At 67.7% G+C, this 26,774-nt stretch carries 21 protein-coding genes, 1 tRNA gene and 1 pseudogene; 8 read left to right on the top strand and 15 right to left on the bottom strand.

Annotated elements, in window-relative coordinates; genetic code table 11:
• Positions 1-395 (bottom strand): GTP cyclohydrolase I (locus PGN12_17125; protein ID MEH3105605.1); only part of this gene is annotated, 395 nt, incomplete at its 3' end.
• A 125-nt stretch (positions 396-520) separates the two neighbouring features.
• On the opposite strand from PGN12_17125, the gene PGN12_17120 reads away from it, so the two are divergent.
• The 6 genes from PGN12_17120 (at position 521) to PGN12_17095 (ending at position 4,542) form a co-directional block, all read left to right on the top strand.
• Positions 521-1,522 (top strand): TonB-dependent receptor, encoded by a 1,002-nt coding sequence (locus PGN12_17120; GenBank protein MEH3105604.1) that lies wholly within the window; start codon positions 521-523, stop codon positions 1,520-1,522.
• Between the two features lie 998 nt (positions 1,523-2,520).
• Positions 2,521-3,237 (top strand): TonB-dependent receptor, encoded by a 717-nt coding sequence (locus PGN12_17115; GenBank protein ID MEH3105603.1) that lies wholly within the window; start codon positions 2,521-2,523, stop codon positions 3,235-3,237.
• Positions 3,238-3,277: 40 nt separating this feature from the next.
• Positions 3,278-3,667: a TonB-dependent receptor gene (locus tag PGN12_17110; protein ID MEH3105602.1), complete on the top strand. Its 390-nt coding sequence runs from the start codon at positions 3,278-3,280 to the stop codon at positions 3,665-3,667.
• Between the two features lie 70 nt (positions 3,668-3,737).
• The gene (locus PGN12_17105; protein ID MEH3105601.1) at positions 3,738-3,944 is read left to right on the top strand and encodes a DUF2945 domain-containing protein; all 207 of its coding nucleotides are present in this window, start codon (positions 3,738-3,740) and stop codon (positions 3,942-3,944) included.
• A gap of 42 nt (positions 3,945-3,986) precedes the next feature.
• Complete coding sequence (locus PGN12_17100; protein ID MEH3105600.1) at positions 3,987-4,307, top strand: SWIB/MDM2 domain-containing protein; 321 nt, start codon at positions 3,987-3,989, stop codon at positions 4,305-4,307.
• A gap of 158 nt (positions 4,308-4,465) precedes the next feature.
• Positions 4,466-4,542: transfer RNA gene (locus PGN12_17095), tRNA-Arg, on the top strand.
• A 33-nt stretch (positions 4,543-4,575) separates the two neighbouring features.
• On the opposite strand, the gene PGN12_17090 is transcribed toward PGN12_17095, so the two are convergent.
• The 4 genes from PGN12_17090 to PGN12_17075 form a co-directional block, all read right to left on the bottom strand.
• On the bottom strand, positions 4,576-6,405 hold the full coding sequence (locus tag PGN12_17090) for an FAD-dependent monooxygenase (GenBank protein MEH3105599.1): 1,830 nt from the start codon (positions 6,403-6,405) through the stop codon (positions 4,576-4,578).
• Positions 6,406-6,534: 129 nt separating this feature from the next.
• Positions 6,535-7,401 carry a glycoside hydrolase family 127 protein gene (locus PGN12_17085; protein ID MEH3105598.1) on the bottom strand — a complete coding sequence of 289 codons (867 nt, stop codon included), beginning with the start codon at positions 7,399-7,401 and terminating at the stop codon, positions 6,535-6,537.
• Positions 7,401-9,104 carry a glycoside hydrolase family 127 protein gene (locus PGN12_17080; protein MEH3105597.1) on the bottom strand — a complete coding sequence of 568 codons (1,704 nt, stop codon included), beginning with the start codon at positions 9,102-9,104 and terminating at the stop codon, positions 7,401-7,403. The genes PGN12_17085 and PGN12_17080 overlap by 1 nt, the downstream gene beginning before the upstream one ends.
• A complete protein-coding gene (locus PGN12_17075; protein MEH3105596.1) occupies positions 9,089-9,406 on the bottom strand; it encodes a hypothetical protein in 318 nt (105 codons plus the stop codon). The genes PGN12_17080 and PGN12_17075 overlap by 16 nt, the downstream gene beginning before the upstream one ends.
• A 279-nt stretch (positions 9,407-9,685) precedes the next feature.
• Here PGN12_17075 and PGN12_17070 point away from each other — a divergent pair, with 279 nt between their 5' ends.
• Positions 9,686-11,596 (top strand): Svx/AvrXca family virulence/avirulence protein, encoded by a 1,911-nt coding sequence (locus PGN12_17070; protein MEH3105595.1) that lies wholly within the window; start codon positions 9,686-9,688, stop codon positions 11,594-11,596.
• A 209-nt stretch (positions 11,597-11,805) separates the two neighbouring features.
• Here PGN12_17070 and PGN12_17065 read toward each other — a convergent pair whose 3' ends face one another.
• The 3 genes and pseudogenes from PGN12_17065 to PGN12_17055 form a co-directional block, all read right to left on the bottom strand.
• Positions 11,806-12,423 carry a hypothetical protein gene (locus PGN12_17065; GenBank protein ID MEH3105594.1) on the bottom strand — a complete coding sequence of 206 codons (618 nt, stop codon included), beginning with the start codon at positions 12,421-12,423 and terminating at the stop codon, positions 11,806-11,808.
• A gap of 136 nt (positions 12,424-12,559) precedes the next feature.
• A complete protein-coding gene (locus tag PGN12_17060) occupies positions 12,560-15,571 on the bottom strand; it encodes a TonB-dependent receptor (GenBank protein ID MEH3105593.1) in 3,012 nt (1,003 codons plus the stop codon).
• 438 nt (positions 15,572-16,009) lie between these two features.
• Positions 16,010-16,765, bottom strand: a pseudogene (locus tag PGN12_17055) (FadR/GntR family transcriptional regulator).
• Between the two features lie 122 nt (positions 16,766-16,887).
• Here PGN12_17055 and PGN12_17050 point away from each other — a divergent pair.
• Positions 16,888-19,617 (top strand): DUF5695 domain-containing protein, encoded by a 2,730-nt coding sequence (locus PGN12_17050; GenBank protein ID MEH3105592.1) that lies wholly within the window; start codon positions 16,888-16,890, stop codon positions 19,615-19,617.
• A 76-nt stretch (positions 19,618-19,693) separates the two neighbouring features.
• Here PGN12_17050 and PGN12_17045 read toward each other — a convergent pair whose 3' ends face one another.
• The 7 genes from PGN12_17045 to PGN12_17015 form a co-directional block, all read right to left on the bottom strand.
• Positions 19,694-21,229 (bottom strand): glycoside hydrolase family 27 protein, encoded by a 1,536-nt coding sequence (locus PGN12_17045; protein MEH3105591.1) that lies wholly within the window; start codon positions 21,227-21,229, stop codon positions 19,694-19,696.
• 38 nt (positions 21,230-21,267) lie between these two features.
• The gene (locus PGN12_17040; protein ID MEH3105590.1) at positions 21,268-22,683 is read right to left on the bottom strand and encodes an amino acid permease; all 1,416 of its coding nucleotides are present in this window, start codon (positions 22,681-22,683) and stop codon (positions 21,268-21,270) included.
• 29 nt (positions 22,684-22,712) lie between these two features.
• The gene (locus PGN12_17035; GenBank protein MEH3105589.1) at positions 22,713-23,360 is read right to left on the bottom strand and encodes a GntR family transcriptional regulator; all 648 of its coding nucleotides are present in this window, start codon (positions 23,358-23,360) and stop codon (positions 22,713-22,715) included.
• Between the two features lie 19 nt (positions 23,361-23,379).
• Positions 23,380-24,378 carry a 4-hydroxyproline epimerase gene (locus PGN12_17030; protein MEH3105588.1) on the bottom strand — a complete coding sequence of 333 codons (999 nt, stop codon included), beginning with the start codon at positions 24,376-24,378 and terminating at the stop codon, positions 23,380-23,382.
• A gap of 10 nt (positions 24,379-24,388) precedes the next feature.
• Positions 24,389-25,303, bottom strand: a complete 915-nt coding sequence (locus PGN12_17025) for a dihydrodipicolinate synthase family protein (protein MEH3105587.1) — start codon at positions 25,301-25,303, stop codon at positions 24,389-24,391.
• A gap of 71 nt (positions 25,304-25,374) precedes the next feature.
• Positions 25,375-26,235 (bottom strand): glycoside hydrolase, encoded by an 861-nt coding sequence (locus tag PGN12_17020; GenBank protein MEH3105586.1) that lies wholly within the window; start codon positions 26,233-26,235, stop codon positions 25,375-25,377.
• Positions 26,232-26,774: M24 family metallopeptidase (locus tag PGN12_17015; protein MEH3105585.1), on the bottom strand; the 543-nt coding region annotated here is incomplete at its 5' end. The genes PGN12_17015 and PGN12_17020, both read right to left, overlap by 4 nt.

The raw sequence follows: 26,774 nt of genomic DNA, 5'->3' as shown, positions 1-26,774 counted from the left end.
AACCGCCGCGCATAGGCGTGGAGCACGCGCGCCAGCTTCGAGATGCCGACGACATGGTTCTGCGGCAGATAGGCGATGTGCGCCTTGCCGATGATCGGCGCCATGTGATGCTCGCAATGCGACTGGAACGGAATGTCCTTCAGCAGCACGATCTCGTCATAGCCGCCCACTTCCTCGAACACGCGCGCGAGGTGATGCGCCGGATCGTCCGCATAACCCGCGCAATATTCGCGCCATGCGCGCGCCACCCGCTTCGGCGTGTCGAGCAGGCCCTCGCGACTCGGATCGTCGCCGGCCCAGCGGATCAGCGTGCGCACCGCCTCCGCCACGTCGTCGGGCACCGCCACCTTGCCATCGTCCGCCACCAGATCGCCGTCCGCGGGCGCATGTCCCATCAATTCGCTCATCTTGTTCTCATCCCGTGACCCTGCCGCAACGCAGCATGACCGATGTTCGATTCCGAAAGCGGTGCAATTGTGCCACTCCGCGCGGCCACCGCACAAATCCTGCGTAAAACCGTTTGACGAACGAAATTTTCGGTCGCTACCTTCCATACCGCATCATCAAACGCCGACAGACCGACGACAGATCGGATGCGGCTTCCGGAGGGGATGTCCATGAAGAAGTTCGACCTGCTGTGCGCGTCCGCCATCGGTCTGCTGGCGGCCGCGCCCCGCCCGCCGCTCAGACCGGAGCCACCACCAGCGCGCAGAACAGCGCGCCGACCAACGGCCCCGGGCAGGAGGTATCGAGCAATCAGTCCTCTGGCTATGCCCCCGACATCGTCGTCACCGCGCAGCGGCAGTCGCAGCGCCTGCAGGACGTGCCGATCGCGGTCACGGCGTTCACCGCGGACAACCTCGAGAAGCAGCAGGTCGTCAACTCTCTGGCGCTGCAACAGACCCTGCCCAACACCACGTTCACGCGCGGCAATTTCGGCGGCAACACCTTTACGATCCGCGGTGTCGGCGATCTGTGCGTCGGCGTGACCTGCGATTCCGCGACCGGCATCCACATCAACGATCAGCCGCTACTGGGCAGCCGCATCCTCGACTTCGAATTCTTCGATCTGGAGCGGATCGAGGTGCTGCGCGGACCGCAGGGCACGCTGTTCGGTCGCAATGCGACATCCGGCGTCGTCAACCTGATAACCGCCAAGCCCGACCTTTCAGGCATACGTGCGGCAGGCGAGTTCGAATACGGCAATTATGACAGCAAGCGCGTACGCGGCATGATCAACGTCCCGCTGACCGAGACGATCGGCGTCCGTGTTGCAGGCACCTATCTCAACCGCGACGGCTTCACCCGCAACACGTACACCGGCGCCGCATCGACGGTCGCGACATGTACTCGCTGCGCGGCACCCTGTCATGGGAGCCCAGCCCGGACACGCGCATCGACCTCATCGCGAACTACAGCAAGGAAAACGACAACCGCTCGCGCATTCAAAAGCAGCTCTGCAATCGTGATTCCAGCGGCATATTGGGTTGCTCGCCCGACCGACTCGGCTTCGACACGGTAAACGGCAATGCCACCCCTCGCCAGCACATTGGGCTCGCGCGAAGGTATCGGGCTTCTCACCGCACTGTCGGTGGTCCCCGCCGCGACCGCGGGCGGCCTGCCGGCCGCTCTGGCGCCTCAGCTGGTCGCTTATGCTCAAAATTTCGGGCTGGGCAGCATTTATGACACCAACGACGCGTTCAGCCGCTCGGTCGTGTCACCCCAATGTGCGAGAGGTGTCGCTCGACTACGAGCCCTTCTACCGGGTCGAGGAGCAGATCTATACCGCCAAGCTGTTCCATGATTTCGGGCCGATGTCGGTCAGCCTGACCGCGGGGTATTTGCGCAACACGTTCGACTCGGGCGTCGATTACAATCTGGCCGTGCGCAATCCGATCGCCACCAACACAGGCCTTGCCTTCCTGGCACTCAATGCGGCGCGGCCCGGCAATCCCTACGCCGCGATCGCTCGCGCATTGATCCCCAATGGTCCGACCGGCGGCATCTGCCAATCGGCATTCGACGGGCCGACCGGCGTCGGCGTCTATGGCGGCAACACGGTGACCTGTTCCGCTCAGGGCGTCGACGCGGATCGCCAGACCGGCAACTCCCGGCAATATACGATCGAAGGCCACATCGACTCCAAGTTCGACGGACCGTTCAACTTCCTGCTGGGCGGCATCTACGTCAACAACAAGGTCCCGCGATGTCGACTATTATGTCGGCAATTTCGAGGCATTCGACTATACGCTTGGCGGCATCGTCACCAACCTGGTGCCCGGTTTCCTCAATTTCGCAACCGGCGCTCCGGCGGCCACGACGACCTTCCAGGCAACGCCCTATTTCCGCAGCAACAGCGCGCTGCTGTTCCGCTGCGGTCGTACGGCGTTTTCGGTGAAGCGTACTTCGAACCCTCCGACAAGTTGAAGCTGACGGTCGGCCTTCGTTACAACAACGACAAGAAGTATGTCTCCGCTCGAACCACCACGGACAATGTGGCTGTCCCGATCGGCACCACCAATGCCACTTCTGCGCTGGATCGGTTTCGACTTCGATGGCGTCACACCGGGGCAGCAGCCGTTCCAGATCGGAGAAGTTGCCTTCCAGCGCCTGACCGGCCGCGCGGTCATCGATTACAAGATCACGCCGGACAACCTTCTCTACGCATCCTATTCGCGAGGCTACAAGTCTGGCGGCGTCAACCCTCCGATCACGCCAGGCCTGGGAGTCGGACAGTTCTTTGCTCCGGAGAATGTCGACGCGATCGAGGTTGGATCGAAGAACACCTTCGGCAACGGCCAGTTTCGCTTCAATCTGACGGCATTCTACTACAAGTATAAAAATCTACAGCTGACGCGCATCGTCAATCGCACATCGGTCAACGATAATATCAACGCCAACATATATGGCGTCGAAGCCGAAGCGATCATCAGCCACACGCCCGCCTTCGTCGTCAACGCCAACTTCAGCTACTCGCGCTCGAAGGTTGCCGGCGACCAATTCATCGTGAATCCACGCGACGTGTCGGGAGGCCGATCCGACGCGGTCATCATCAAGGATCTTCAAGCGCGAAATTGCGCCGTGATTCCGACCACCGCCGGACAATCGGCAGTGTCCAACGGCTTCGTCAACGGCGCCAACGCCGCGCTCAACGCCCAATTCCCCACCCTGGGCCTGCGCGGCACGGTGCCGGTGCCCGGCACCAACACAACCGGCGCATTCAGCAGTTGCGACTAATCTGGCCGCCGTCGCCGCAGCAACCGGAGCGCCGGTCAGCGTGCTTCAAGGCGGCGTCGCGGTCAATCTACGCGACAACCAACTGCCCAACACCCCGACGTACAAGGCGTCGATCGGCGCGCAATATACGATCGATCTGGGCAATTTCACGCTCGTCCCACGCGCCGACCTCAACTATACCGGCAATTATTTCGGCACGATCTTCAACAAATCGCCGATCGACCGGATCCCGGGGTATGAGGTGGTGAACGCGCAGGTTCAGCTCAACGCACCGGATGACCGCTTCTACGTCCGCGCATTCGTGACGAACCTCACCAACAACAATGCGATCACCGGCATGTACGTGACGGATCAGTCTTCGGGCTTGTTCACCAACGTCTTCACCGTCGATCCGCGCCGCTACGGCATCGCCGCCGGCTTCAAGTTCTGATCGGACGAGGCAACCATTCGGCCGCTCCATCCGCTTGATCGCACACGATCATTCGCGAAGGAGCGGCGACATGGCGAGCAATCTGAAGAAGGGCGACGAGGTCACGTGGAAGTCGCATGGCGGCACCGCGCACGGCACGGTCGAGAAGAAGCTGACGAGCGATACCACGATCAAGGGGCACAAGGTGCGTGCGTCGAGCGACGATCCGCAGTATCTGGTAGAGAGTGACAACGGCGGAAAGGCGGCGCACAAGCGCGAGGCGCTCAAGAAGGCGTGATTCCGCGAGGAGCCGGCCCGTCGGTCGGCGCAACAGGAAGGAATGCAATGGCTACCAAGACCAAGGCCGACGCGGGCTGCCCCCAAGAAGGCGAAGGCCGATGCGGCCGCTGCGCCCAAGACCGGCGGCATCCACGCCCCCGTGCAGCCCTCGGCCGAACTGGGTGCGGTCGTCGGCAACGAGAAGCTGCCGCGCAGCCAGGTCATCAGCAAGGTGTGGGAATACATCAAGTCCAACAACCTGCAGAACCCGGAAAACAAGCGCGAAATCCTCGCCGACGACAAGCTGAAGAAGGTCTTCGGCAAGGACAAGGTGACGATGTTCGAGATGAACAAGTACATCTCGCAGCACGTCAAGGCCTGACCCTCATTCGCCGATCCGCCTCGCGACCTTGGCGGGCGCGGCGGATCGGCCGTCCGACGGCGCGCGCCCGACCGCGCGCGCCGCTCCCGCCGTGTGGCCAGCACGTTTCCGGCGGCGATTGATTCGCGCGTTCGGAGCCGTTACGCCCCGCGCCGCGTGCCCCCGTAGCTCAGCAGGATAGAGCGACGGTTTCCTAAACCGCAGGTCGTGAGTTCGAATCTCGCCGGGGGCACCAGCTCTACCGCGGTTTTTGGCCAATTCTTCATCGTTAGAACGCGCAGAGCGCGCAACGAACCCCGGTTCGTGTCGGCACAGTTTGTTCGTGCGCCGTTCGGGCCTGCGCGCCCCCGTGATCCGCTGATCTGATCCTCACAGCCATTTCGCACGCCCAGCGGCGGCCGGCCCCGATTCGGTCGGCGCCTTCGTGCGCCCATCGACTTCCCGGCCGGGAGCCGACACGATGTCGCATACCCTCGACGCCAGCGCCGCCAGCGCGCCAGCTCGTCAATGGCTTCACCGCCCGCCTCACCGACCGCACCGGCCGCGGCCCCCGACCGTAAGGTCCGTCGCCACAGAATCGACGTCGACGATCGTCGCGCGCAGGTCTTCCGCCGGATCGGTGACGGCACCGTCGCCGAACCGCGCCGACGCCGCTGCGCGGCACCACTTCACCGAGGCCCGCCGCCGCCGCCGCGATCCGGACGGACCCCGGCGCGACTCGCTTCGATGGCGACGTCAGGATCGCCGACGGCGTGCTGAATCGGTTCGTGGCGGACGCGCCGACGCTGATCGCGACGCCCGGCGGCCAAGCAGCACCCCGGCGCCGAGGACGAGCCCGGCCAGCGCGAGCGCCGCGACCGGCGGCACGCGCCGCCGTTGCGTCGTCGCGGGCGTCGGCAACCGCCTCCCCCGGGGCATCGTAGCGCGACAGGTCCGGCTCCCCCGCATCGCCGCCGCCACCGAACACCCTTCCCGCGGTCTTCCTGATCGCGGGACGGCTCGCGGCAGCCATCACCGCGTGGAGGATGCGGATGCCGGTGCGGCTGTGCGGATTGGCGAGGCGCGAGGCGAAACGGGGCACGCCCTGCGCCTGCCCGACCATCGGCCGCATCGCCTGTTCGTAGGCGCCGAGGGCATCGAGCGGATCGGCGGCAAGCGCCAGTTCGCCCGCCAGCACCCGCGCGCCGGTCACCGCCAGCGTGGTGCCGACCCCGCCGATCGGCGTCACGCACCAGGCGGCGTCGCCGCACAGCACCACCCGGCCGGCGGACCAGCGCGGCATCCGGATCTGGCGCAGCACGTCCAGGTAGAAGTCGGGGGTCGTCGCCATGCCCTCGATCACGCGCGGCGCCTGCCAGCCGGCGTCGGCGAAGGTCGCGCGCAGCCACGCCTTCTGCCGCTCGGTCGGCCAGTCCTGCTCGCCCTCGGGCGGCTTCTGCACGCTCAGCATCGCGCGCGTCGTGCCGTGCCGGTCCGGCCGCAGCGACACGCTGCGCCCGCCCGGCGCATGATACCAGCGCCACAGCCGGTCGTCGTCGGCGCGGCGCGGGATGGTGAAATAGGCGATCGTCAGGTCCATCGGGCGCGGCCGGTTCTCGCCCGGGAACACCAGCGCGCGAGTCGCCGATCCCACGCCCTCCGCGACGATCACCAGATCGTAATCCTCGGTCGTGCCCCCGGCAAAGGTCACCGTCGCGGTGTCGACGGTCTGCCCGACCGCGACGACATGGTCGCCGAACCGATATCGCGCATGATCGCGCGCGCCGTCGAACAGCAGCTGCGCGAGGTCGCCGCGCAGGATCTCCATCTCCGCGGTCGGCCCATCCGCGCCGATCTCGTCGGTCAGGAACTGCGCCGCGACGCGCCCGTCTTCCTCGACCCAGGCGGTCCCCTCCTCCCCGGTGCCCAGCGCCAGCGCGGCTTGCTCCAGCCCCATGCACCGCAGCACCGCACGCCCGACGCCGCGCACGTCGACATTCTGCCCGCCGTAGCGGAACGCCGGCGCGCGCTCGACGACGGTGACGTCGAAGCCCGCGCGCCCCAGCCACCAGGCGCAGGTGTTGCCGGCGACGCTGGCGCCGGTGACCAGGACCCTCATCGACACGCGCGGACCTCCCTATTGCCTGCACAACGCCGCAGGCGCGGAAAGTTACCGCGTCACGTCCCCCCGGCGCGCGAGGCCGATGTGCCGGGACCGCGACGGCGCGATGGGCGCCTCGTCCCGCGGTCAGGTCGCGCCGGTATCGGAGACCGTCACGACGACGCCGCCGACGCGCCATCCCGGATCCAGACCAGCGACTGCGGAGAATCGCGCCGGGTCGCCGCTTCCGCGGTCTGCTGCGCCACCACGGCGGTTCCCGGCGCGTAATCGACCGACACATCCCCGGTCGGCAGCTCGGCAAGCGGCCGCCCGGTGCGGTTCATGCGCGCGTAATTGGGGGATGGCGGTCAGGCGCGAACCGTCGTTCCATTCGCCCACGATCGTCATCACGCCGCCCAGCAGATCGCCGCGCCACGCCGGCGACAGCCCGGCCGCGCCGATTGCGAGGTCGATGCGCGGCTGGTCGGCACGCTCGACATTGTAGACCAGCGGGCCGTAGCGCAGCGCCACCTTGCCGCGGGTCGCCTCGATCCGCTCGTCCCCGGTCACGCGCTGCACGCGCAACGGAAGCTCCAGCTCGACGCGGTCGCCCGCACGCCATTCGCGCGTGATGACGGCATAGCCTCGCTCGATCCGGGGGGTGACGGGGGTGCCGTTGACCGACAGGCTGACGAGCCCCGAGACGGCCGGTTCCGACTGGTAGAGCGCGCTCGTCTTCCGGTCGGGCACGCGCAGGCGCAGCGCGAAGCGGCGGCTCTGCTTCGGGTTGACGGTGATCGCCACCTTGCCATGCCAGGGATAGTCGGTTTCCTGCACCATCTCGACCGGGGTGCCCGCGACGTCGCCGACGTTGATCGTGCTGCCGACGAACATGTTGACGTACAGCCCGTCGTCGGACTTGGCATAGGCCCAGGTCGGCAGCATCAGCAGCGTGCGCGGGATGTTGCCGACGCAGCACGGGCAGACGTGCCACTTCGCCCGCTCGGTATCGATCAGCGGGTTGGTGTAGGGTGAAAGATCGCCCCGCCAGATCGGTCGCGCCCAGGGAGCGCGTTGTACATCGTCTCCTCGTACAGGTCGGCGTAGCTGGCGTCGTGATAGGCCAGGTTCATCTTGTACTGGAAGAAGATCAGCCCGCAGCTGGAACAACTCTCGCAATAGGCGTCGTTGCGCAGCGCGTAATCGACGCCGAACCCTTCGGAGGTGTCGCCGCTGCCCACCCCGCCGGTGACGTAATATTTGCGGTTCACCATATTGTCCCAGAGCGACAGCACGGCGCTCTGATAGTCCCGGTCCGCGGTCTCGGCGGCGATGTCCGCCATGCCGGAATAGAAATAGACCGCGCGCACGGCATGGCCCACCGCTTCATATTGCTGCTCGGGCGGGAGGTGGCTCTGGTCATACTCCGACCCGCCCTCGCGCGAATCGAGCAGGAAACGCGCGAGCCGGACATAGGCGTCGCCGCGCCCGCCGCCCTCGGTGTCGTTGACGAAGCGACCGAAGCGGACCAGCGCCTGCTCCATCTCCTGGTGCCCGTCGAACCACGCCTTCTTCCCCGGCCCGATGTTCGCGACCCAGCAGTCGGCGAGCTTCTTGGCCGCGTCGTAGAGCCGGAGGTCGCGACCGCCGGTCAGCGTATGGTGGTTGATCGCGGATTCGATGAAATAGCCGGCGACATAGCCCTCATGGTCGCCGCGATGCTCGGGCGACCACCGCTCGGCCCAGTTCTGCCGGCCCGCGAGCGTATAGGCGGTCTGCATGTACCCGTCGGGTTCCTGCGCGGCGAGGATGATCGGGATCCAGCGTTCGAGCGAGCGCCGCATATGATCCTGCGCCGCGACGATCTCGCGATCGCCCTGCGGATCGACCATCAGCGCGATGCACATCGATTCCACCGTCTGATGGACCCAGGCGTTGGAGAAGACATAGCCCTTGTGCTCGCCGTGCGGCTCCCCGCGCAGCGCCTTGGCGGCCTCGACGAAATTGTCGAGCCCGCCCTGCCCCGCCGTCAGGTCGGTCCGCTCGCAATAGGCGATGCAATGCGGGATCCAGTTGACGATCAGCGACTTGGCGCGGTCGCGCCACAGCGGGCTGCTGATCGAATAGGGGGTCGTATAGACCACGTCGAGGCGGCGCGGCGGCGGCGGCGCCTTCGCGCGCACCGCCACCAGCGAGCGCGCGGCCTTCCCCTGGCCGGCGGCGGCGAGTTGCAGGACATAGTCGCCCGGCGCGGTGACCGAGGCGCGCGTGACGAGCGCGCCGGCATCCTCGAAGCTGACCTGCCCCGGCCCGCTGACCTTGGTCCAGCGCACCATGTCGCTCGCGCTCGCGCTCAGCCGCTTGACCTTGCCCGACAGATAGGTCCGCCCACCCGCGACCACCGACCGATCGACACCGGCGGCGACGATCGGGGCGAAGGGCGGCACCGGCCCCGAACTCCACACCCGCCATTGCAGCAGACCCGCCGACCTGCCGCCGTCGCCCTCGAATTCGAGCCTCAGGCGCTGCGTCGTCACCGGACGGAAGCCGACGCGGTTGAATCGGTCGACCGAGGTGCCGAGACGATTCGCGCCCTTCACCGGCATGAAACGCGCGCCGTCCCAGTACACCAGCCGCGCCGATCGCGGCGCCGCGATGCCGCGCCCGTCCGACCACCAATAGACGTCGGCCGCCCCGATCGTCACCGGCCGGTCCATGCATATTCCACCGCCTGCGGATCGGTCCGCGGCCAGGTGCCGTATGCGCCCCCCGACGCATCGCCGGAATGGGCGGGCTCGGCGCCGGAATTGAGCGCGGCGAAGCTGGTGTCCCCCGACACATACGCGCCGCTGGGCGTGGCGACGGTGGCGAGGTTCACAGGTCTCGTGGCGTCCGCGGGAAGCGCGACTGCCTGGTCCGCGATCGACACCGCCGCCGCCCCCAGCGCGACCTTGATCGCGCCACGTCGCGACGTTCCGGTCGCCGGCTCACCTGCCGCATGTCGATGACTGCACGTCATTCACCACTCCCGCCCTTATAGCCAATAGTCATATGGTATACGATTTTCCGGTAAGTGCAAAGTGACATCGTGCCTCCGGACGGTATCAGCCGCCGTCGGCCACTTTCCATCCCGTATCAGCAACGGTTCGACTTGACGGATATACGTCCGCTTCGTGACTTTTCAGTAGCTTGACGCCAGTCCGGGCCTCACGACCACCGTCGTTGCGCCCGACCTGGCTTGCCAGCGTATCTATCCTCCGACAGTATACGAAAATAACATATGGGTCGGGAGAGTTTTATGCAGCGCATGTTGATCGGCGGTGTCGGCCTCGTCGGAGCGGTTGGGGCGTCGGCGCTGACACTCCTGTCCCGGGATGCCGGCGGCGGTGCCGTGCGACGCGGGGATTCGGTCCAGGTCGTTCCCGCCGCAGCGCCGCAGGTCGAAACGTCGGGAATGACGTCAGGGTCGAACGACGCAGCCGCCACTTCATGCGTGTCGGGAAGCTGGGTCGCCGCTCCCGGCAAGCTTCCCGTCGCCCGCGAAACGGCACACATCGCGCTGCGGTGGTCGGGCGGCACGGTATCCGCAGCGCAATCCGACAAGGCGGCGGCGCTGTTCGAGCATCTGTACGACGTCTACGTCAACCAGGTCGGCTTCATCGCGCCGAGCTGCCAGTCCACGACGAAGTACAAGGTCAACGTGTACTTCTACCCCAACATCGGGCCGACCGGCAGCCTGGACGAACACGGCAATCCGTCGCTGTTCATCAGCCCGTCGGCACTGGACGATCTCAAGACGACGGCGCACGAGCTGGCGCACGCGTTCCAGGGAGGATCGGGCGGCTTGCGGGACTCGCCGTATATCGGCTGGTTCTGGGAGAGCCATGCCGAGTTCATGACGGCGCAGGTGCCGGAGCTTCGCTCGACGTTCACGGGCTGTTCGTTGAACTCCGTGCTCTACCCGCATTTCTACTACGGCTACACCCCGAACCGCTACTGCAACTGGCAGTTCATCGAATATCTCAAGGACCGCTACGGCTATGCCGCGGTCAACGACCTGTGGAGCAAGTCGCCGCGGGTCGGCACGGCCGGATACAACCAGGTCGACATCCTGTCCGTCCTGATGAAGAACATGGGCTGGACGCTGGCGCAGCTCAACACCTTCTTCGGCGAATGGGCGATGCACAACGTCAATTGGGACTATACCAACCCGGACGGCAGCGATCAGGGTGCGATGCTCCGCGCGGCCTATGGGCCCAACGAAGACAATGCGAGCTACAAGCGCCTGCGCACCGCGACGCTCGATCCCGTCAACCTGGGCGCGCGGACCTTCTCGATCCCCGAGCGGCAGGCGCCGCAGCGGCTCGGCTACAACCTGGTCCGGCTGTACCCGGATGCGGGCGCGACCAGCATCACCGTCGCCTTCAAGGGCGTCCGGCAGACGAGCCCCGCCACCTCGAGCTTCCCGGGCCTTGCCAACGAACCGCCGTCGGTGGACCAGCCGAACCCCGGCTGGCGCTGGGGGGTGGTCGCGGTCGGCAGCGACGGCCGCTCCCGCTACAGTGCGGTGAACGCCAGCAGCAACGGCAGCATCAGCTTCCCCGTCCGCTCCGGCGACAAGTCCGTGTGGCTGGTGGTGGTCGGCGCACCGACGCAGCTCCAGAAGTTCGTCTGGGACCAGGCCTATTACTCGCTCTACCGCTACCCCTGGATGGTGAAGCTGACCAACGCGATGCCGTCCGGCTACCAGCCCAACGCGCCGACCCCGGTGCCGGGCGGGCACAAGCATTCCAACGGCGGCGGCTGGGTCGCGGCCGGTGCCAACGTCGCCGCCTCCGCCTATGTCGGCCCCTATGCCAGGGTTCTCGGCGGCACCGTGTCGGGCAATGCGCGGATCGAGGATCATGCGATCGTCGCCAGCGGCACGGTGCGGGATCGCGCCGTGGTGGGCGCGTTGTCGCTGATCGACGAGGATTCCACGATCGCCGACGACGCCCAGGTCCGCACCGTGTTCGAGGGTATCCGTGCGTCCAACGTCACCGGAACGGCGAAGAACCTGGGCGACACCAATTACTACGGCTATTCGATGAACGCCGGCACCCAATACGGCCCGTACGAAAATCCGTCGCAGCTGACCGATCCGGCCCGCGGCGCGAACCGCACCACGGCGGTTCCCGAGGTGACGGCGGCACCCGCCTACGTCTGGTAAACGGGGCCGGCGGGCGGCGGCGCCGCGTCGCCTCCCTCCGGCGATGAACGAGGCGATGAACGAGGCAGGAGGATGGGCGGCGATGGCGATCGCCGGGGCGGCACGGGCCGGGCCGCGTGCCGCGACGCCGCCGATGGGGCGGAACCCCTACAACGCCTTCGACCTCGATTACGGTGAGGGCGAGATGATGGCGCAGGCCGGGCTGCTCGTCAGCCTCGGCCTCGCCGATCTCGGCTATCATCGGCGACCGCGCGGTGATCGCGGTCAATCAGGACCCGGCCGGCAACCAGGGCGTGATCGTCTCGCGCGACGGCGCCGGCGAGGTCCTGTTCAAGGCGCTGACCGGATCGGGACGCAAGGCGGTCGCGTTCGGCAATCGCGGGCGCCGGCGCCTGGATCTGTCGGCGCGGGTGGCGGACCTCGGCCTGTTCCCTCACCGCGCGCCTGACCGCGTGCGAACTGTGGAGCGGCGGCGTCAGCCGGCCCGCCGACGTGCCCGCCAGTTTCGAGGTCGCCGACACGGGATACAAGTCGCCCGAGCGGATGGTGGTGCGCCAATGAGTATTGGCGCCGATCGGCTTCCTGCCCCTCGGCGAGCCGCTGATGCTGGACGGCAGGAAGGACCACGCCGGGATCGGCGTCGCGGCAGGGACGCGGGTCGGCATCCGGCTGGCCGGACGATACGACCGCATGACGCTCGATCCCCGCACGCCGGGCTCGCAGACCGGGCGGTACGCGATGGTAGGCGACGGCAAGGTCCTGCGACGGGGGATCGCCGCGACGGCGGCGCGGCGGGTGACGATCGACGTACGCGGGGTCCAATGCATCGAACTGGTCGCTCCGCCCGCGACCAGGGAGCTGACCACGATCGCATGGCATTCGATGCGGCTCGAGATGCGCGCCGCGTCGGAGCACCGGCGCGGCGACGCCGGCCGGGCGACGCGCCCGGCCGGCCGACGACGATCAGAAGCGGAAGCGCGCGCCGCCGGTGATCGTCCGCCCCATCGCCCGAAGGCCGACGGGCAGTTCGGGGTAGGTGTAGTAGAAGCTCTTGTCGATATTCCCGAGGAGGTTCGACCCCTCGATGCTGAGCGTCAGGAACTTGAACGGCGTGTAGGTGATTGCGGCGTCGAGCCGCTGCGTCGGCCGCGACGAGATGGTCCAGATCTGGTCGATCGACGGCTCGCCGGTCTGGAACTTCGATCGCCAGTTATAGGCGACCCGGACGCCGAACATCGGCGTTTCGTAATAGCCGATCAAATTGTACGACCATCGCGAGGTGAAAGGCGCATCGCGCCGGACGAACTCATAGACGATCGGATCGTTCTCGTTCTGCTGCGGCAGCGGATTGGGAAGCGAGATATCGGCGACCGGGATGAAGGTCGCGTTCACCGTGGCGCCGAGATTGCGCAGCAGTCCGGGCAGGAAAGAGAAGAAGCCGGTCGCCTGCGCCTCGAACCCCTGCGTCTTGCCCGGACCCGAGTTGCGCGGCTTCTCGACGAAGCGCGCCTGCCCGCCGAGTTGCGGCACGTTTTCCCGCTGGCGGGTATAGAAGATGAAGCCGTTCTGGATCTTCGAGAAGGCACCGAAGGAAATGATGCCGCCGCGGCCGAAATACCATTCCAGCGACAGGTTGTAGTCGTCCGTGGTCGCCGGCCTCAATTGCGGGTTCCCTGCATAGACCGTCGCCAGGGGATTGCGATAATCCGTCGCGAAGAAGTTACGAAGGGCAAACAGACTCGGCCTCTGGACGTTATAGCTGTAGCTACCGCGCAATTGAAGCTTGTCGGTAAAGTGCACCGTCGCAAAGGCACTGGGAAGAATATCGACGTAATTGCCGCGAAGATTTTGGGTTTCGAACGTATCGGGGCCATATTCGTTAGGAATGGGCAGCCGTGTCACCGGATCGATCGCCTGCGGGCCGGGAACCAGGTTCCGGCCGTTGATCGAATTGTAGGTGTTCACGTAACGGACACCGACATTGCCGTCGATCGGGAAGCCGGCCTTGAAGGCGTAATCCAGGATCGCATAGGCGGCGAAGCTGTTTTCCCTGTTATCGCTCGTATTGCCCGTGTTGGCGGCCGACGGACGGACGGTGCCGAACAGCGATTCCACCCCCGCGTCCCTGCCGGGGCCATCCAGCCCCTGCGGATTGTTCGCGATGATGAACTGCCGCAGCGCCGGGAAGGCATTGAAGAGCTGCCCGCTGTCGAGCTGGACCCACGACACCGGGGAGCCGCCCGGAAGCTGGGGCGTGATGACGACGGTGTCGACGCCCGGAATGTTCGACAGCGGGATCTGCCGATCGGTGTCGAACCATCCGGCGTAGCGGTAGCTGTCCTTGAATGAATTCGTGTTCTTCGCGAAGCGCGCACCGAATTTCGCGGCCCGGAGCAGGCCGGACGGATCAAGTTCCTTCCAGATATCCACCTGGGCCGAGAATTGCGAGTTCCGCCCCTCGCCCAGATTGTCGTACAGCGCCTGCACGCGGGCCTGTTCGGGGTTCACCGGGTCGACGTTGTAGAAGTCGAAATACGGCCCGTTGTTCTGCGTCTTGGGCGAATCGAAATCGACCCGGAACCGATTGAGTCCGACGTAATTGCCGTTCTGCCCGTTCGAGTAATATTGGCTGTTGCTCCACTGATATTGCGCGCTGGCGTCGATCCTGACGCCGGGCGATTCGAAGTGGGTTTCGAAATTCGTGCGATAGGTGTTGCTGCTGCCCTGGCTTTGTCCGGCGTTGAAGCCCGCATCGACCCGCCCGCCGTTCACGACGCTGACGGTGCCGTCCGGGTTGCGCACCCCCAGGTTGACGACATCATATCCCAGCAGCACGCCGCTGGGCGCGATGCGCGGGTTCTGGATCGTGTAATAATCCTGCCGCGTAAGGGCGTAGATGGAATTGAACTGATCGGTGTAGGTCTCCCCGAAATACGATCCTTCGAGGACGAAGTTCAGCTTCGGACTGACGCGCCACTGCATCGCACCGCTGAGCGATTTCTGCTCGCGTCGTCCGTTGTTGGTGCCGTAGGCGGCGCGGAACGGCGCGACCAGCCGGTCGCGCTGATCCTCGGGCAGGCTCAGCCGGATCGTGCAGGTATCGCAGCCGAGCAGGAAGGGCGACTCGCTGTTGTTCGCCGCTTCGGCGTAATTCTGCTTCGCGTAGGCACCGTTCAGCAGGAACCCGATCTCGCCGATGCCGGTATCCATGCGGTTCGCCACCAGCAGGCTGGCCGAGGGGCTCCACAATTTGCCCTGTTCCGCATATTGGTCGCGCACGCTGCCGGCGATCGTCCATCCCTTGCGCAGTTCGAGCGGCCGGCGCAGTTCGACGTTCACCGAGCCGCCGACGCCGCCCTCGATCTGGTCGGCGGTCCGGGTCTTGTACACCTCGATCGACTTCACGAGTTCGGCGGGAACGCTCTCCAGGGCGAGCGTGCGTCCCTCGCCGCCGGGCAGCGGCGCGGTCGCGCCCTCGACCCCGTTGACGGTCGTCTGAACCCCGGCGAGGCCCCGGATGGTGAACCCGTTGCCGCGCCCCTGGCTGCGGGTCACGGCGACGCCGGTCACGCGCGCCATCGCGTCGACGACGTTGTTGTCGGGCAGCTTGCCCGCATCCTCGGCGGTTACGACATCGACGATCTGACGCGCCCGGCGCTTGCGGTCGATCGAGTCCTTCACGCTCTGGCGCAGCCCGGTGACGATGATGTCGCCGCCGGCGACGGTCGGCGACCCTTCGATCCGGGTGTCGCGCGTGCCCGCGGCCTTGGCGGCGCGAAGGCGGCGCCGCTCGGCCCGGCGCGCCTCGCGCGCAGCCTTGCGGATCGCGGCCCGTTCCGCCCGGGTGGGTTTCGCCGGCGCCTGCGCGGCCGCTTCCTGAGGTGCGGCGAAGCTCGTCGTGGGCACCGTCGCCATCACCAGAGCGGCCATCGCCGTTCCGAGCATCATCTTCCCGTGATCGGTGGTCGCGCCCATCTTCACCCCTCCCTATGGACTGTTCTTATATCGTATACTATAAGACTTTCGCCTCGCTGTCAACCGGAGGCAGGGTGAAATTGCGGAATGCGGCAGGAGGCCATTGTTTGGGGATCGTCATGACGCCCGACCGACCCTTACCTTCGGCGCCGGAACAGCCGCCCCGGCACCGTGGGACCCTCGCAAAAGTCTCCACCGTGCTCCTGCCTGCGCAGGAGCACGGCGTGGGCGCGGCGCTGCTGCATCCACTTTGCAAAGGTCCTGCTCAAGGGCGGGGAACAGAAAGAGGCTTTCACATAGGTCCCGCACCGTCGGGAAACCATCGAGCGACGCAACGAAGCCGGTCGTCGCTCGCGGCGTTCGGGCACCGCAATCCGTTTCCTGCGACCGCAACGGCGCAGGGCGGCTCCGCCGATCGCGCGCGTCGCCGCGACTGCGTCAGGAATCGAGTAGCGAGACTTCGGTGTCGACCAGCGCCAGTGCGATCAGGTCGACCATCGCCGCCTCAGCACCCTGCGGGTCGGCGCGCTCGATGGCGTCGAACAGCGTGCGGTGGTCCGGCACGGGATCGCGCGGCAGCGCGCGCTTGCGCTGCTTGTAGATCGTGGTCCAGGCGATCGCGGCCATGATCGAGCTGGCGAGCGCGATGATGAGGTCGTTGCGCGTCGCCTCCAGCATCGTCATGTGGAACTGCTGGTCCGCCATCCGGCCGCGTCCGTCGGCCAGCCCGTGCTCCGCCATCGTGGCCAGCGCCGCCCGCATCGCCTCGACATCCACCGCAGATCGCCGCGATGCCGCCAGCCGCGCCGCCGCGGGCTCGACCATCATCCGCATCTCGAACAGGTCGTGGATGAACTTGGCGCTGGGCTCGGCCTGGAACTGCCACGCCAGCAGGTCCGGATCGAGCAGGCTTCAGTGACGCCGCGCGCACACCCGGGTTCCCGTCTTCGGCCTGCTCTCGACCAGGCCCTTGGCGATCAGTACGCGGAATGCCTCGCGCAGGACCGATCGGGAAATGCCGATGCTCGCGGCGAAGTCGATCTCACTCGGGAAGACGTAGCCGGGGGCGAGTTCGCCCGACAGGATCTGCACCCCGATCTGCTGCGCCAGCGAGCCTTCGTCCCGCGCCCGTTCGCCCGGTCGAATGAGCGTACCCAGCCGTGTGAAGCCGCGCGCGTCGAAGCCTGTCCCCATCGCGCGGATCATACAAAATCCCAAATCGAAAGTCCAATGTCCATATATCGTATAAGGTATGTTGTTACTGCTTATTCTTTGTCGTAGCTTCCGGGCAACGATATCGTTCCGGAGTTGCCTATATGCGTCGTCCTTTGTTGCTGGGAGTGTTGCTGGCCGGCGTAACGCTGGCGGGCGCCGCCCCGATGGCACCGATATCGGCGGCACGCGTCGCACCCACCCCGACAACGATCTTCGCGCTGGGCGGCGTCACGGTGGCGCTTCGCCCCGACACGCAGACGCTCGCGCGTCTCTCCCCCAAGGCCGAACCCGCGTTCAGCTTCGTGCCGACCACGCGGGAGACGGAGCGCTCCGGCGACGGCTACAACCATATCGGCGACCTGAACGTGCGCCTGCGCACGCCCGGCGGCGCGTGGCGGGATTTCGCGTCCGCGCACCGGCGCGCGCCGATCCGCCCGCTCGCCGCGACCCGCGGCACGCTCGCCGCCGCCGACATGACCGCGACGATGGGCGCGGGCTTCCCGCTGACGGTCGTGCGGCGCTGGACCGACGAGCGCGGCGCGCTGGGGCTGCGCTTCACGCTCACCAACCGCGGCACGGCGCCGGTCGAGATCGGCGCGCTCGGGATGCCGATGGTGTTCGACAACATCATCACCGACCGCAGCCTGAACGAGGCTCATGCCCAGGCGAGTTTCGTCGATCCCTATATCGGCCGCGACGCCGGCTATCTCCAGGTCACGCGGCTGAACGGGCGCGGCCCCGCGCTGCTGGTCCTGCCCGCACGCGGCACCCCGCTGGAAGCCTATGTCCCCCTCAAGAACCCGGGCGAGGCGGGCGACGGCGCGATCTTCACCGACCGCAGCCCGCGCGGGCAGACGTCCGAGGGCTTCTACGACTGGACCGTCCACTCCGCGGGCTATGTCGAGCGCGAGTGGAAGAACGCGGGCACGCAGTGGAACACGCCCACGAGCCGGACGATCGCACCGGGACGGACGGTCGAGATCGGGGTCCGTCTGGTCCTTTCCCCCTCGATCCGCGCGATTGAGCCGACGCTGATCGCCAATGCGCGCCCGGTCGCGGTCGGTATCCCGGGCTATGTCGTGCCCACCGACCAGGTGGCGCAGCTCTTCCTCAAGTCGCCGAGCGCGCTCGCCGGGATCGAGAGCGAGCCCGCCGGCGCGCTGACCGCCACCCGTGCGGGCGACACGAAGGGCTGGACGCGGCTGAACGTCGCGGCGCGCGGCTTCGGCCCGGCGCGGCTGACGCTGCGCTATGCCGACGGCGAACGGCAGACGGTGAGCTATTACATCACCAAGCCGCTGGACCGCACCATGGCCGACCTCGGCCGCTTCTCCACGACGCGTCAATGGTACGAGGGCAAGGGCGACCGGTTCGGCCGCACGCCCTCCATCCTGACCTGGGACAATGAGGCGAAGAAGATCGTCGACGTCGAACCGCGCGTCTGGATCGCGGGGATGAGCGACGAGGGCGGCGGCGGGAGCTGGGTCGCGGCGACGATGAAGCAGCTCGACAACCCCGCGCCGGACGAGATCGCGAAGCTGGAACGGCTGATCGACGGCACGGTGGTCGGCAACCTCCAGGTGAAGGACGGCCCCCACGCCGGCGCCGTCAAGAAGAGCCTGTTCTATTACGCCCCCGCCAAATTCCCCGATGCGTACAAGGGCTTCCCCGCCGATGCGTGGAAATCCTGGACCTCGTGGAACGAGAAGGACGCCGGCGATCTCGGCCGTGCGTACAATTATCCACACGTCGCGATCGGCCACTGGGTGCTGTACCGCACCGCGCGCAACCATCCGGGGCTCGTCACCCGGCACGACTGGCGCTGGTATCTCGACCATGCCTATCGGACGACGGTCGCGATGATGCGCGACGCGCCGCATTATACCGAGTTCGGCTTGATGGAGGGCGACGTCTTCCTCGACATCCTGAAGGACCTGCAGCGCGAGGGGCTGACCGCCGAGGCGACCGAGATGGAGCGCCTGATGAAGAAGCGCGCCGACCATTGGCGCACGCTCAAATACCCCTTCGGGTCGGAGATGGCGTGGGATTCGACCGGCCAGCCGGAGGTCTACGCCTGGATGCGCTATTTCGATTACGCGCCCCAGGCCGACGTCACCCGCGAGGTGATCCTGGGCTACGATCCGACCATCCCCTCCTGGGGCTATAACGGCAATGCGCGCCGCTACTGGGACTTCCTCTACGGCGGCAAATATCCGCGGATCGAGCGGCAGATCCACCATTACGGGTCGGCGCTGAACGCGGTGCCGCTGTTCGACAGCTTCCGCCGCGATCCCAACGACCTCCACCTGCTCCGCGTCGCTTATGGCGGGATGATGGGCGGGATCACCAACATCGCCGAGGACGGCGCCTCGTCGGCTGCCTTCCATGCCTGGCCCGACATGATGAAGTGGGACCCGTACAGCGGCGACTACGGCATGGGGTTCTACGGCCATGCCATCGCGGCGGGGAGCTATTTGGTCGACGATCCGACCTTCGGCTGGATCGGTTTCGGCGGCGCGGTGACGCGGGCGCGCGATGCGGTGACGATCACGCCCGCGGACGGTGCGCGCGCACGGCTGTTCGTCGCGCCGGTTGGGCAATGGATCACGCTGGAGGCAGGCAAGATCCGCAGCGCGACCTATACCCCCGCGACCCGGCGGATCACGCTCGCGCTCGATCCGGCGACCGCGACGACCCCGGCGGCGCGGCTGTTCGTAGAGGCGACGACCGGGGGCGCGGCGTATCAGCCGGGCACGGGCCGGGCGGAGCGCGGCGGCTGGACCATCCCGCTGCCCGGCACGGCGACCGAGGTGGTGCTGGCGCCGCGTTGACGGCGGCGGAAGGCAATATCTGAGCCGTCGAAGGCGTAGACGCCCGCGCCGTGCGGCGCGGGCCTGCTCAGGTCGATCAGCGCTTCGCCCCCTCCTGATCGGTCGTACCGGGCGCGACCACCCGCAACAGCACCGTCCCGTGCGCGGGCACGCGCAGCCGAGTCTCGTCCGCCGCCAGAGCACGCCCGCGCCACACGTCGATGATACGCCCGCCCTGCGCGGCCAGCCCCGGCGGGACGTCGGCGTCGCGATCGGCGGTGGTGCGGTTGAAGATGGCGATCGCGACATCCCCGCCGGCGAGTGGCTTGCGCCAGGTCTCGATCCCGTCGACGCTGGTTTCGCGGCGTCCCTGCACGCCGAGCGAATCCTGGTCGATCGCGATCGCGCCCCCGTTCTCCAGGATCGCGGCGTCGCTCGCGCCCGTGAGGCGCAGGTCGTGGCCCATCAACAGCGGGGCGGCCTGGATCGCCCACAAGGTGAAGTGGGTGCGATATTCGTCCGCGCTCATCCCGCCGTTGCCGACCTCCAGCATATCGGGATCGTTCCACCCGCCCGGCCCCGCGTGCGGAAACTGGGGGTTCCGGACGAAGCCGATATCGGACATGGTCTTGTAATCGTCGGTGATGTCGCCCGTCGTGCGCCACAGGTGCCCGCCGACCGAACGTCCCCAGTCGGCGACGTCGAACCGGCCATATTGGCACAGCGAATAGACGATCGGCCGCCCCGTCGCGCGCAGCGCCGCGCCCATCTGATAATAGGTGCGCTTCACGCTGTCGGCGTCGGCGTAGAACCATTCGCCCGAGCACAGGTCGTATTTGAGGAAATCCACGCCCCAGCGCGCGAAGGTGCGCGCGTCCTGCTCGACATGGCCGTAGCTCCCCTCATAGCCGGCGCAGGTCTTCGGCCCCGGCGAGGAATAGATGCCGAGCTTCAACCCGCGGGCGTGGACGTAGTCGGCCAGCGCCTTCATGTCCGGGAACTTGGCGTTGGGCCGAAGCTCCCCGTCGGAGCCGCGGGTCCCCTGCCAGCCGTCGTCGATGTTGACGTAGACGTAGCCCGCGTCGCGCAGCCCGCTCGACACCATCGCGTCCGCCATCGCGCGCACCGTCGCGTCGTCGATCTTCTCCGCGAACCTGTTCCAGCTCGACCAGCCCATCGGCGGCGTCCGCGCGAGGCCGTCGTCGGGGAGCGAGCCGAGCGCGGGGAGCGGCGGTGCGGGGCGGAAGGTGCGCGCGGCGACCTCCGCCGGGGTGCCGCGGCGGCCGTCCTGCACCACGTGCGCATACCACATATCGCCGGTCAGGCGGACGCCGCGCGGCGTGAAGCGCGCGGTCCAGCGGCGCGTCGGATGCGCATTGTCGTTCAGGTTGCGCGTGTCGAAGGTCAGCGTGTCGCCGCGCAGCCGCGGGTTCTGCATCGCGATCGGGCCGTACCAGCGCGTCGTGATCTCCCCGCGCACACCGGCACCGTCGCGCTCGACGCGCATCATCGTGACCCCGGGGTAGGACGGCGCGCCATCGAACACCCAGCTTCCCGTGCGCGCCGGCGGCGCGGCGGCGGCGGGAAGCGCGAACAGCAACAGGCACAGCGCGGCCCATGCGCGACGGATCATGTCGGCCCTTTCGATTGGCAGTGGCGAAGGAAAAGAGGTCAGGCGTTGGCGGGTGCCTCGCGTTCGACGCTGCCGCGGCGACCGTAGAGGGCGTAGAGCGCCAGCCCGATGACGTTCCAGATCAGGAAGCGGGCGATCGTGGACGAGGGCAGGCTGAAGAGGAGGTAGAGGCAGCCCAGGATCGCGAGCGTCCCCACCACATAGGGCGCGGGACAGCGGAACAGCCGCGGCGCGTGGGGCGCGCGCCGGCGCAGCACCATCAGGCAGCCGCCGACCGCGATGAAGGCGAGCAACGTGCCCGCATTGGCGAGCTCGGCGATCTCGTCCAGCCGGAAGAAGCCGGCGACCGCTGCGATGGAGATGCCGGTCAGCACCGTGATGAGCGTCGGCGCGCCCGTCCGCGCGCTCACCTTCGCGAGGCGGCGCGGGAGCAGGCCGTCGCGCGCCATGACGAAGAAGATGCGGCTCTGGCCGTACATCATGACCAGGATGACGGACGGAAGCGCCACCACCGCAGCGAGCGCGATGAGGTGCCCCGCCTGCGGCTGGCCCAGGGTGCGCAGGACGAGCGCGAGCGGCTCGGCCGAATCGGCGAGCTGGGTGAAGGGCAGCGCGCCGACCGCCGCCACCGCCACCGCCATGTAGATCGCGGTGCAGACCACCATCGAGCCCACGATCCCGATCGTCAGGTCGCGGCCCGGGTTCTTCGCCTCTTCCGCCGAGGTCGCGACCGCGTCGAAGCCGTAGAAGGCGAAGAACACGATCGCCGCCGCGGCCATTACGCCCCTTTTCTCCCCGCCGATCTCGGTCGAGGCGAAGCCGTAGGGCATGAACGGGTGGAGGTTGTCGGCGGTGAAGGCGGGCAGCGCGAAGGCGATGAAGATCGCGAGCGCGGCGAGCTTCACGACGACGAGGACGATGTTGAGGGTCGCGCTCTCGCGCGTGCCGGCGACCAGCAGCCCCATCACCGCCAGCGCGACCAGCACCGCTGGCAGGTTGACGATCCCGCCGCCGTGCGGCCCGGACAGCAGTGCCGCGGGAAGGTGGATGCCGGCGGACTGGATCCAGCCGACGAGATAGCCGGACCAGCCGACCGCCACGGTCGAGCAGGCGAGCGAATATTCGAGGATCAGCGACCAGCCGACGATCCAGGCGATCGTCTCCCCCAGCGCCGCGTAGCTGAAGGTATAGGCGCTGCCCGCCGCGGGGATCATCGTCGCAAGTTCGGCATAGGCGAGCGCGGCGCAGGCGCAGACCGCACCGGCGATCGCGAAGGCGAGGATTACCGCCGGCCCCGCGCGCTCCGCCCCGACGCCGGTCAGCGTGTAGATGCCGGTGCCGACGATCGCACCGACCCCCAAAGCGATCAGGTGCGGCCAGGACAGCGTCTTCGCCAATGCTGCGCCCGACGGGCGATGCAGCAGCGTATCGAGCGACTTGCGCGGTCCGAACATGGCTCCCCTTCCCCCTCGGCGCCCCCGGTTCATCCGGTGGCGAATTGTACCCTGAGATCGTCCAGCGTCGCGCCGATGTGCGCGGCCAGCAGCGCCTCCAGCGCCGCGCCGTCGCGCGCCAGGAACGCGTCGAGCAGCGCCCGATGCTCGCGATGCGCGCGCGATTCGCGCCCCGCCGGCTCCAGATGCGCGATGACGTAGCGTTCGGCGAGGATCGACAGCCGCTCCACCATCTGCGTCGTCAGCAGCCGGCCGCCCGGGCGTACCAGCGCGACGTGGAACTCACGGTTGCGCACCGCCACCTGCGGCAGGTCGGTGCTCGCGGCGCGGTCGAGCCGCTCGAACGCGTCGGTCGCGGCGGCGCGCGCGCCCTCGTCCGCCTGCGTCGCCGCATCGGCCGCCGCGCGCGGCTCGATCGCAAGGCGGAGCGCGTAGATCTCCTCCACCTGCGATGCCGACATCGGCTGGACGAAGAAGCCGCGGTTGGCGTGGCTGGTCAGGAGCCCCTCCTGCTCCAGCCGCGCCAACGCCTCGCGCAACGGGATCTTGCTGACCCCGAGTTCCGCGGCCAGCGCATCCTGGCGGATGGGGGAGTCGGTCCCCAGCTTGCCCATGACGATCTGCTCGCGAACGATCTCGAACACGCGCTCGGAAAGCGTCCTCACGACAATGCTCATGCTGGGTTCCTCGTTGCGGTCACTTGACCTGGAACCCTTCCCAGAAGCGATCGCTGCGGTCGATCCAAATCGTATTGAACCCGGTCGCCACCGCCGACCCCTCGATCGAGGGCACGATGCCGACCTTGTCGCCGACGCGGGTCGCGCTTTCGACCCGGCCGGTGAACCGGCTGCCGATGTAGCTTTCGTGGACGAACCGCTCGCCGACGTTGAGCTTTCCCTGCGCCGCGAGATGCGCGAGGCGCGCCGAGGTCCCGGTCCCGCACGGGCTGCGATCGATCGCCTTGTCGCCGTAGAAGACCGCGTTGCGGCCGTCGGCATCGTCGGCGCGGGGCCGGTCGGCCCACAGCACGTGGCTGACCCCGCGGATCGTGGGGTCGAGCGGATGGACCGGCTCGAACGCCGCGCGCACCTTCTCGCGGATGATGCCGCTGAAGCCGACCAGCGCAGCAGCGCCAAGGTCGTCCAGACCGGCATAGGCGCCCTGCGGCTCGACGATGGCGTAATAGTTGCCGCCATAAGCAACATCGACCGTCATCGGTCCGAAGCCGGGCACTTCGATCGCGATCCCGGTCGCGGCGACATAGGCGGGGACGTTGGTGATCTTCACCGCGGTCACCCGGTCGCGCTCGGCCTCATAGGCGATGTCGATCGTGCCGGCGGGCACCTCCACCTTCAGGCGACCGGGGGTGGCGGGCTGGATCAGCCCGTGTTCCAGCCCGAAGGTGACCATCCCGATCGTGCCGTGCCCGCACATCGGGAGGCATCCCGACGTCTCGATGAACAGGATGCCGACATCGGCGTCGGAGGTCGTCGGCGGATAGAGGAAGCCGCCCGACATCATGTCGTGCCCGCGCGGTTCGAAGCACAGGCCGGTGCGGATCCAGTCGAAGCGCGCCAGGAAATCCTGGCGCCGCTCCGACATGGACGCCCCCTTCAACAGCGGCGCGCCCCCGGCCACCAGGCGGACCGGATTGCCCGCCGTGTGGCCGTCGATGCAGAAGAAGGTGTGCCGCATCGGGTCCGCGTCAGGCCGCGAGCGCGACGCCGAGCGACGGGCGCGTCGCCGCGGCCTGCTCGACCATCGCGATCACCTCGGCGCGGCGCGCGCCCTGAAGGACGTAGCGCGGCGGGAGGACGCGCTCCGATCCGCGGCCCATCACCTGCTCGGCGAGCTTGATCGACTGGACCAGGTCGTGCTCGGCATCGAGGTGGAGCAGCGGCATGAACCAGCGATAGATCTCCATCGCCTTCGCATGGTCGCCGCGCTCGAACGCGGCGACGAGTTCCACCGACTCCTTCGGGAAAGCGTTGGTCAGCCCCGACACCCAGCCGCGCGCACCGAGGTACAGCCCCTCCAGCGCGACGTCGTCGAGCCCCGCGAACAGCACGTAGCGATCGCCGAAGGCGTTGCGGAAGTCGGTGAAGCGGCGCGTGTCGGGCGCCGATTCCTTGACCGCCACGATGTTCGCGACGTCGACCAGCGCCTCCAGCACCGCACGGTCGATGACGGTGCGATAGGCGGGCGGGTTGTTGTAGAGCATGATCGGGAGCGCGGTCTGTTCCGCGACGCCCTTGAAATGGTTCACCAGCTCGTGCGTCGCGGGCACATAGACCATCGGCGGGAGGAGCATGAGGCCGTCCGCCCCCGCCTTCTCCGCCGCCCGGGCGTAGCGCACCGCGCGGCGGGTGTCGTATTCGGACACGCCGGTGACGACCGGCACGCGGCCGTCCACCGCTTCGACGATCGCGGTCAGGACCGACACCTTCTCGTCGAATTCGAGCGAATTGTTTTCGCCGACCGTCCCCAGCGCGATGACGCCGGTCACGCCATCGTTGACGAGGTCGTCCACCACGCGCTGGGTATCCGCGAGATCCAGCGACAGATCCTCGCGCACCTGTGTAGTCACCGCAGGAAATACGCCCTTCCAACCGATCGTCATCGTCTCGCTCCCAATGCGTTGGATACGGTATACGATACTACCTCCAATAGCGCAATCGCCATTTCCACCGCTCAGCAAGTCTCCGCGGTGGAGGCCGGCGGGCCTCCCGTCGGCACGCGCGCGGGGTGCCGCCAGAAGACGTCGGCGCTGAGGTGGTGGCGGTCGCCGTAGACGCGGCGAAGGAGCGTCGCGAGCGCGGGATCATAGGCCGCGAGATCGGCGGCGGACAGGATGCGACGCCCGTCGATCACCGCCAGCCGGTTCGATTCGAACCAGAATTGCGTTCCCTCCGCCCAATATTCGTCGACGGTGGTGGCGCCATATTCGCCCTTCCATAGTCCGCGCTTCATGGCCTCGTCATAGGCGGCCGCGACCGCGCGGTAGAAGGCGGGGTCGGCCGTCTCGGCGGCACCCAGGATCGCGTGCGAGAATTCGTGAACGAAGATGTTCTCGCCGTAATAGCGCGTCCCCGGCTGCCCCAGCAGGTTCTCGGTCGCGCCGCTGGTGAGCAGCCCCCCCATGCCGCGCGCGCGCGAATTCCAGTATTCGCGGTCCGTCATGCGGCCGATCTGTTCGTCGTACAGCTTGCGCTCGCACGTGGTCAGCCGCGGATCGTCGCGCGTCGGCTTCTTCCAGTCGCGCTGTTCTGGCAGGTCGAGCGTCTGCTCCTCTACCCCCATCACCGCGACCCGCTGCCCGCCGGCCACCAGCGCGCGGCGCAGGTCGGGCCGCCGCGCCAGCATCTCCACCACGATCGACCGCGCGGCGCGTAGCGCCTCGTCCGGGACCGCGGCGGAGCTGCTGATCGGGATGCCTCCGGCGTCGAGCGACCGGGTGTAGAAGGGGTCGAGCCCCGCAGGCGGCGCGGTGACGCGCGGCCCGGCACAGCCGGCCAGCAGCGCGATCGCGGCGACGAAGGGAAGCACCCTCACGCGAAGGGCCGGTCGATCGCGGGCTGCGGTTGGGTGAACCAGGCCGCGCCGTCCCCGGTGACGTGAAAATGGTCCTCCAGCCGGATTCCGAAACGGTCGGGGACGACGATCATCGGCTCGTTCGAGAAGCACATGCCGGGTTCCAATGCGCTCGCGTCGCCGCGGACGAGATAGGGCGGCTCGTGAATCGCGAGCCCGATCCCGTGCCCGGTGCGATGCGGCAGGCCGGGAAGGCGATAGTCGGGGCCGAGCCCGGCGCGTTCCAGCACCCTGCGGGCGGCGTCGTCGATGGCGGCGCACGGCACGCCGGGTCGCACCGCGGCGAAGGCGGCGGCCTGCGCCTCCTTCTCGACATCCCACAGCGCGCGCACCTCGTCCTCCACGCGGCCGAAGGCGTAGGTCCGTGTGATGTCCGAATGATAGCCCTCGACCGTGCAGCCGGTGTCGATCAGCACGAGCTGATCCTGCTCCAGCGCCTGGTCCCCGGGAAGGCCGTGGGGAAAGGCGGTCGCGCGGCCGAACTGCACCGCGCAGAAGGT

Origin of the sequence: Sphingomonas phyllosphaerae (assembly GCA_036946405.1) — a bacterium.
GTDB classification, from domain to species: Bacteria; Pseudomonadota; Alphaproteobacteria; order Sphingomonadales; family Sphingomonadaceae; genus Sphingomonas; species Sphingomonas phyllosphaerae_D.
The sequence above is the reverse complement of the archived record's forward strand: the minus strand, read 5'-3'. Positions and strand labels throughout refer to the sequence as shown.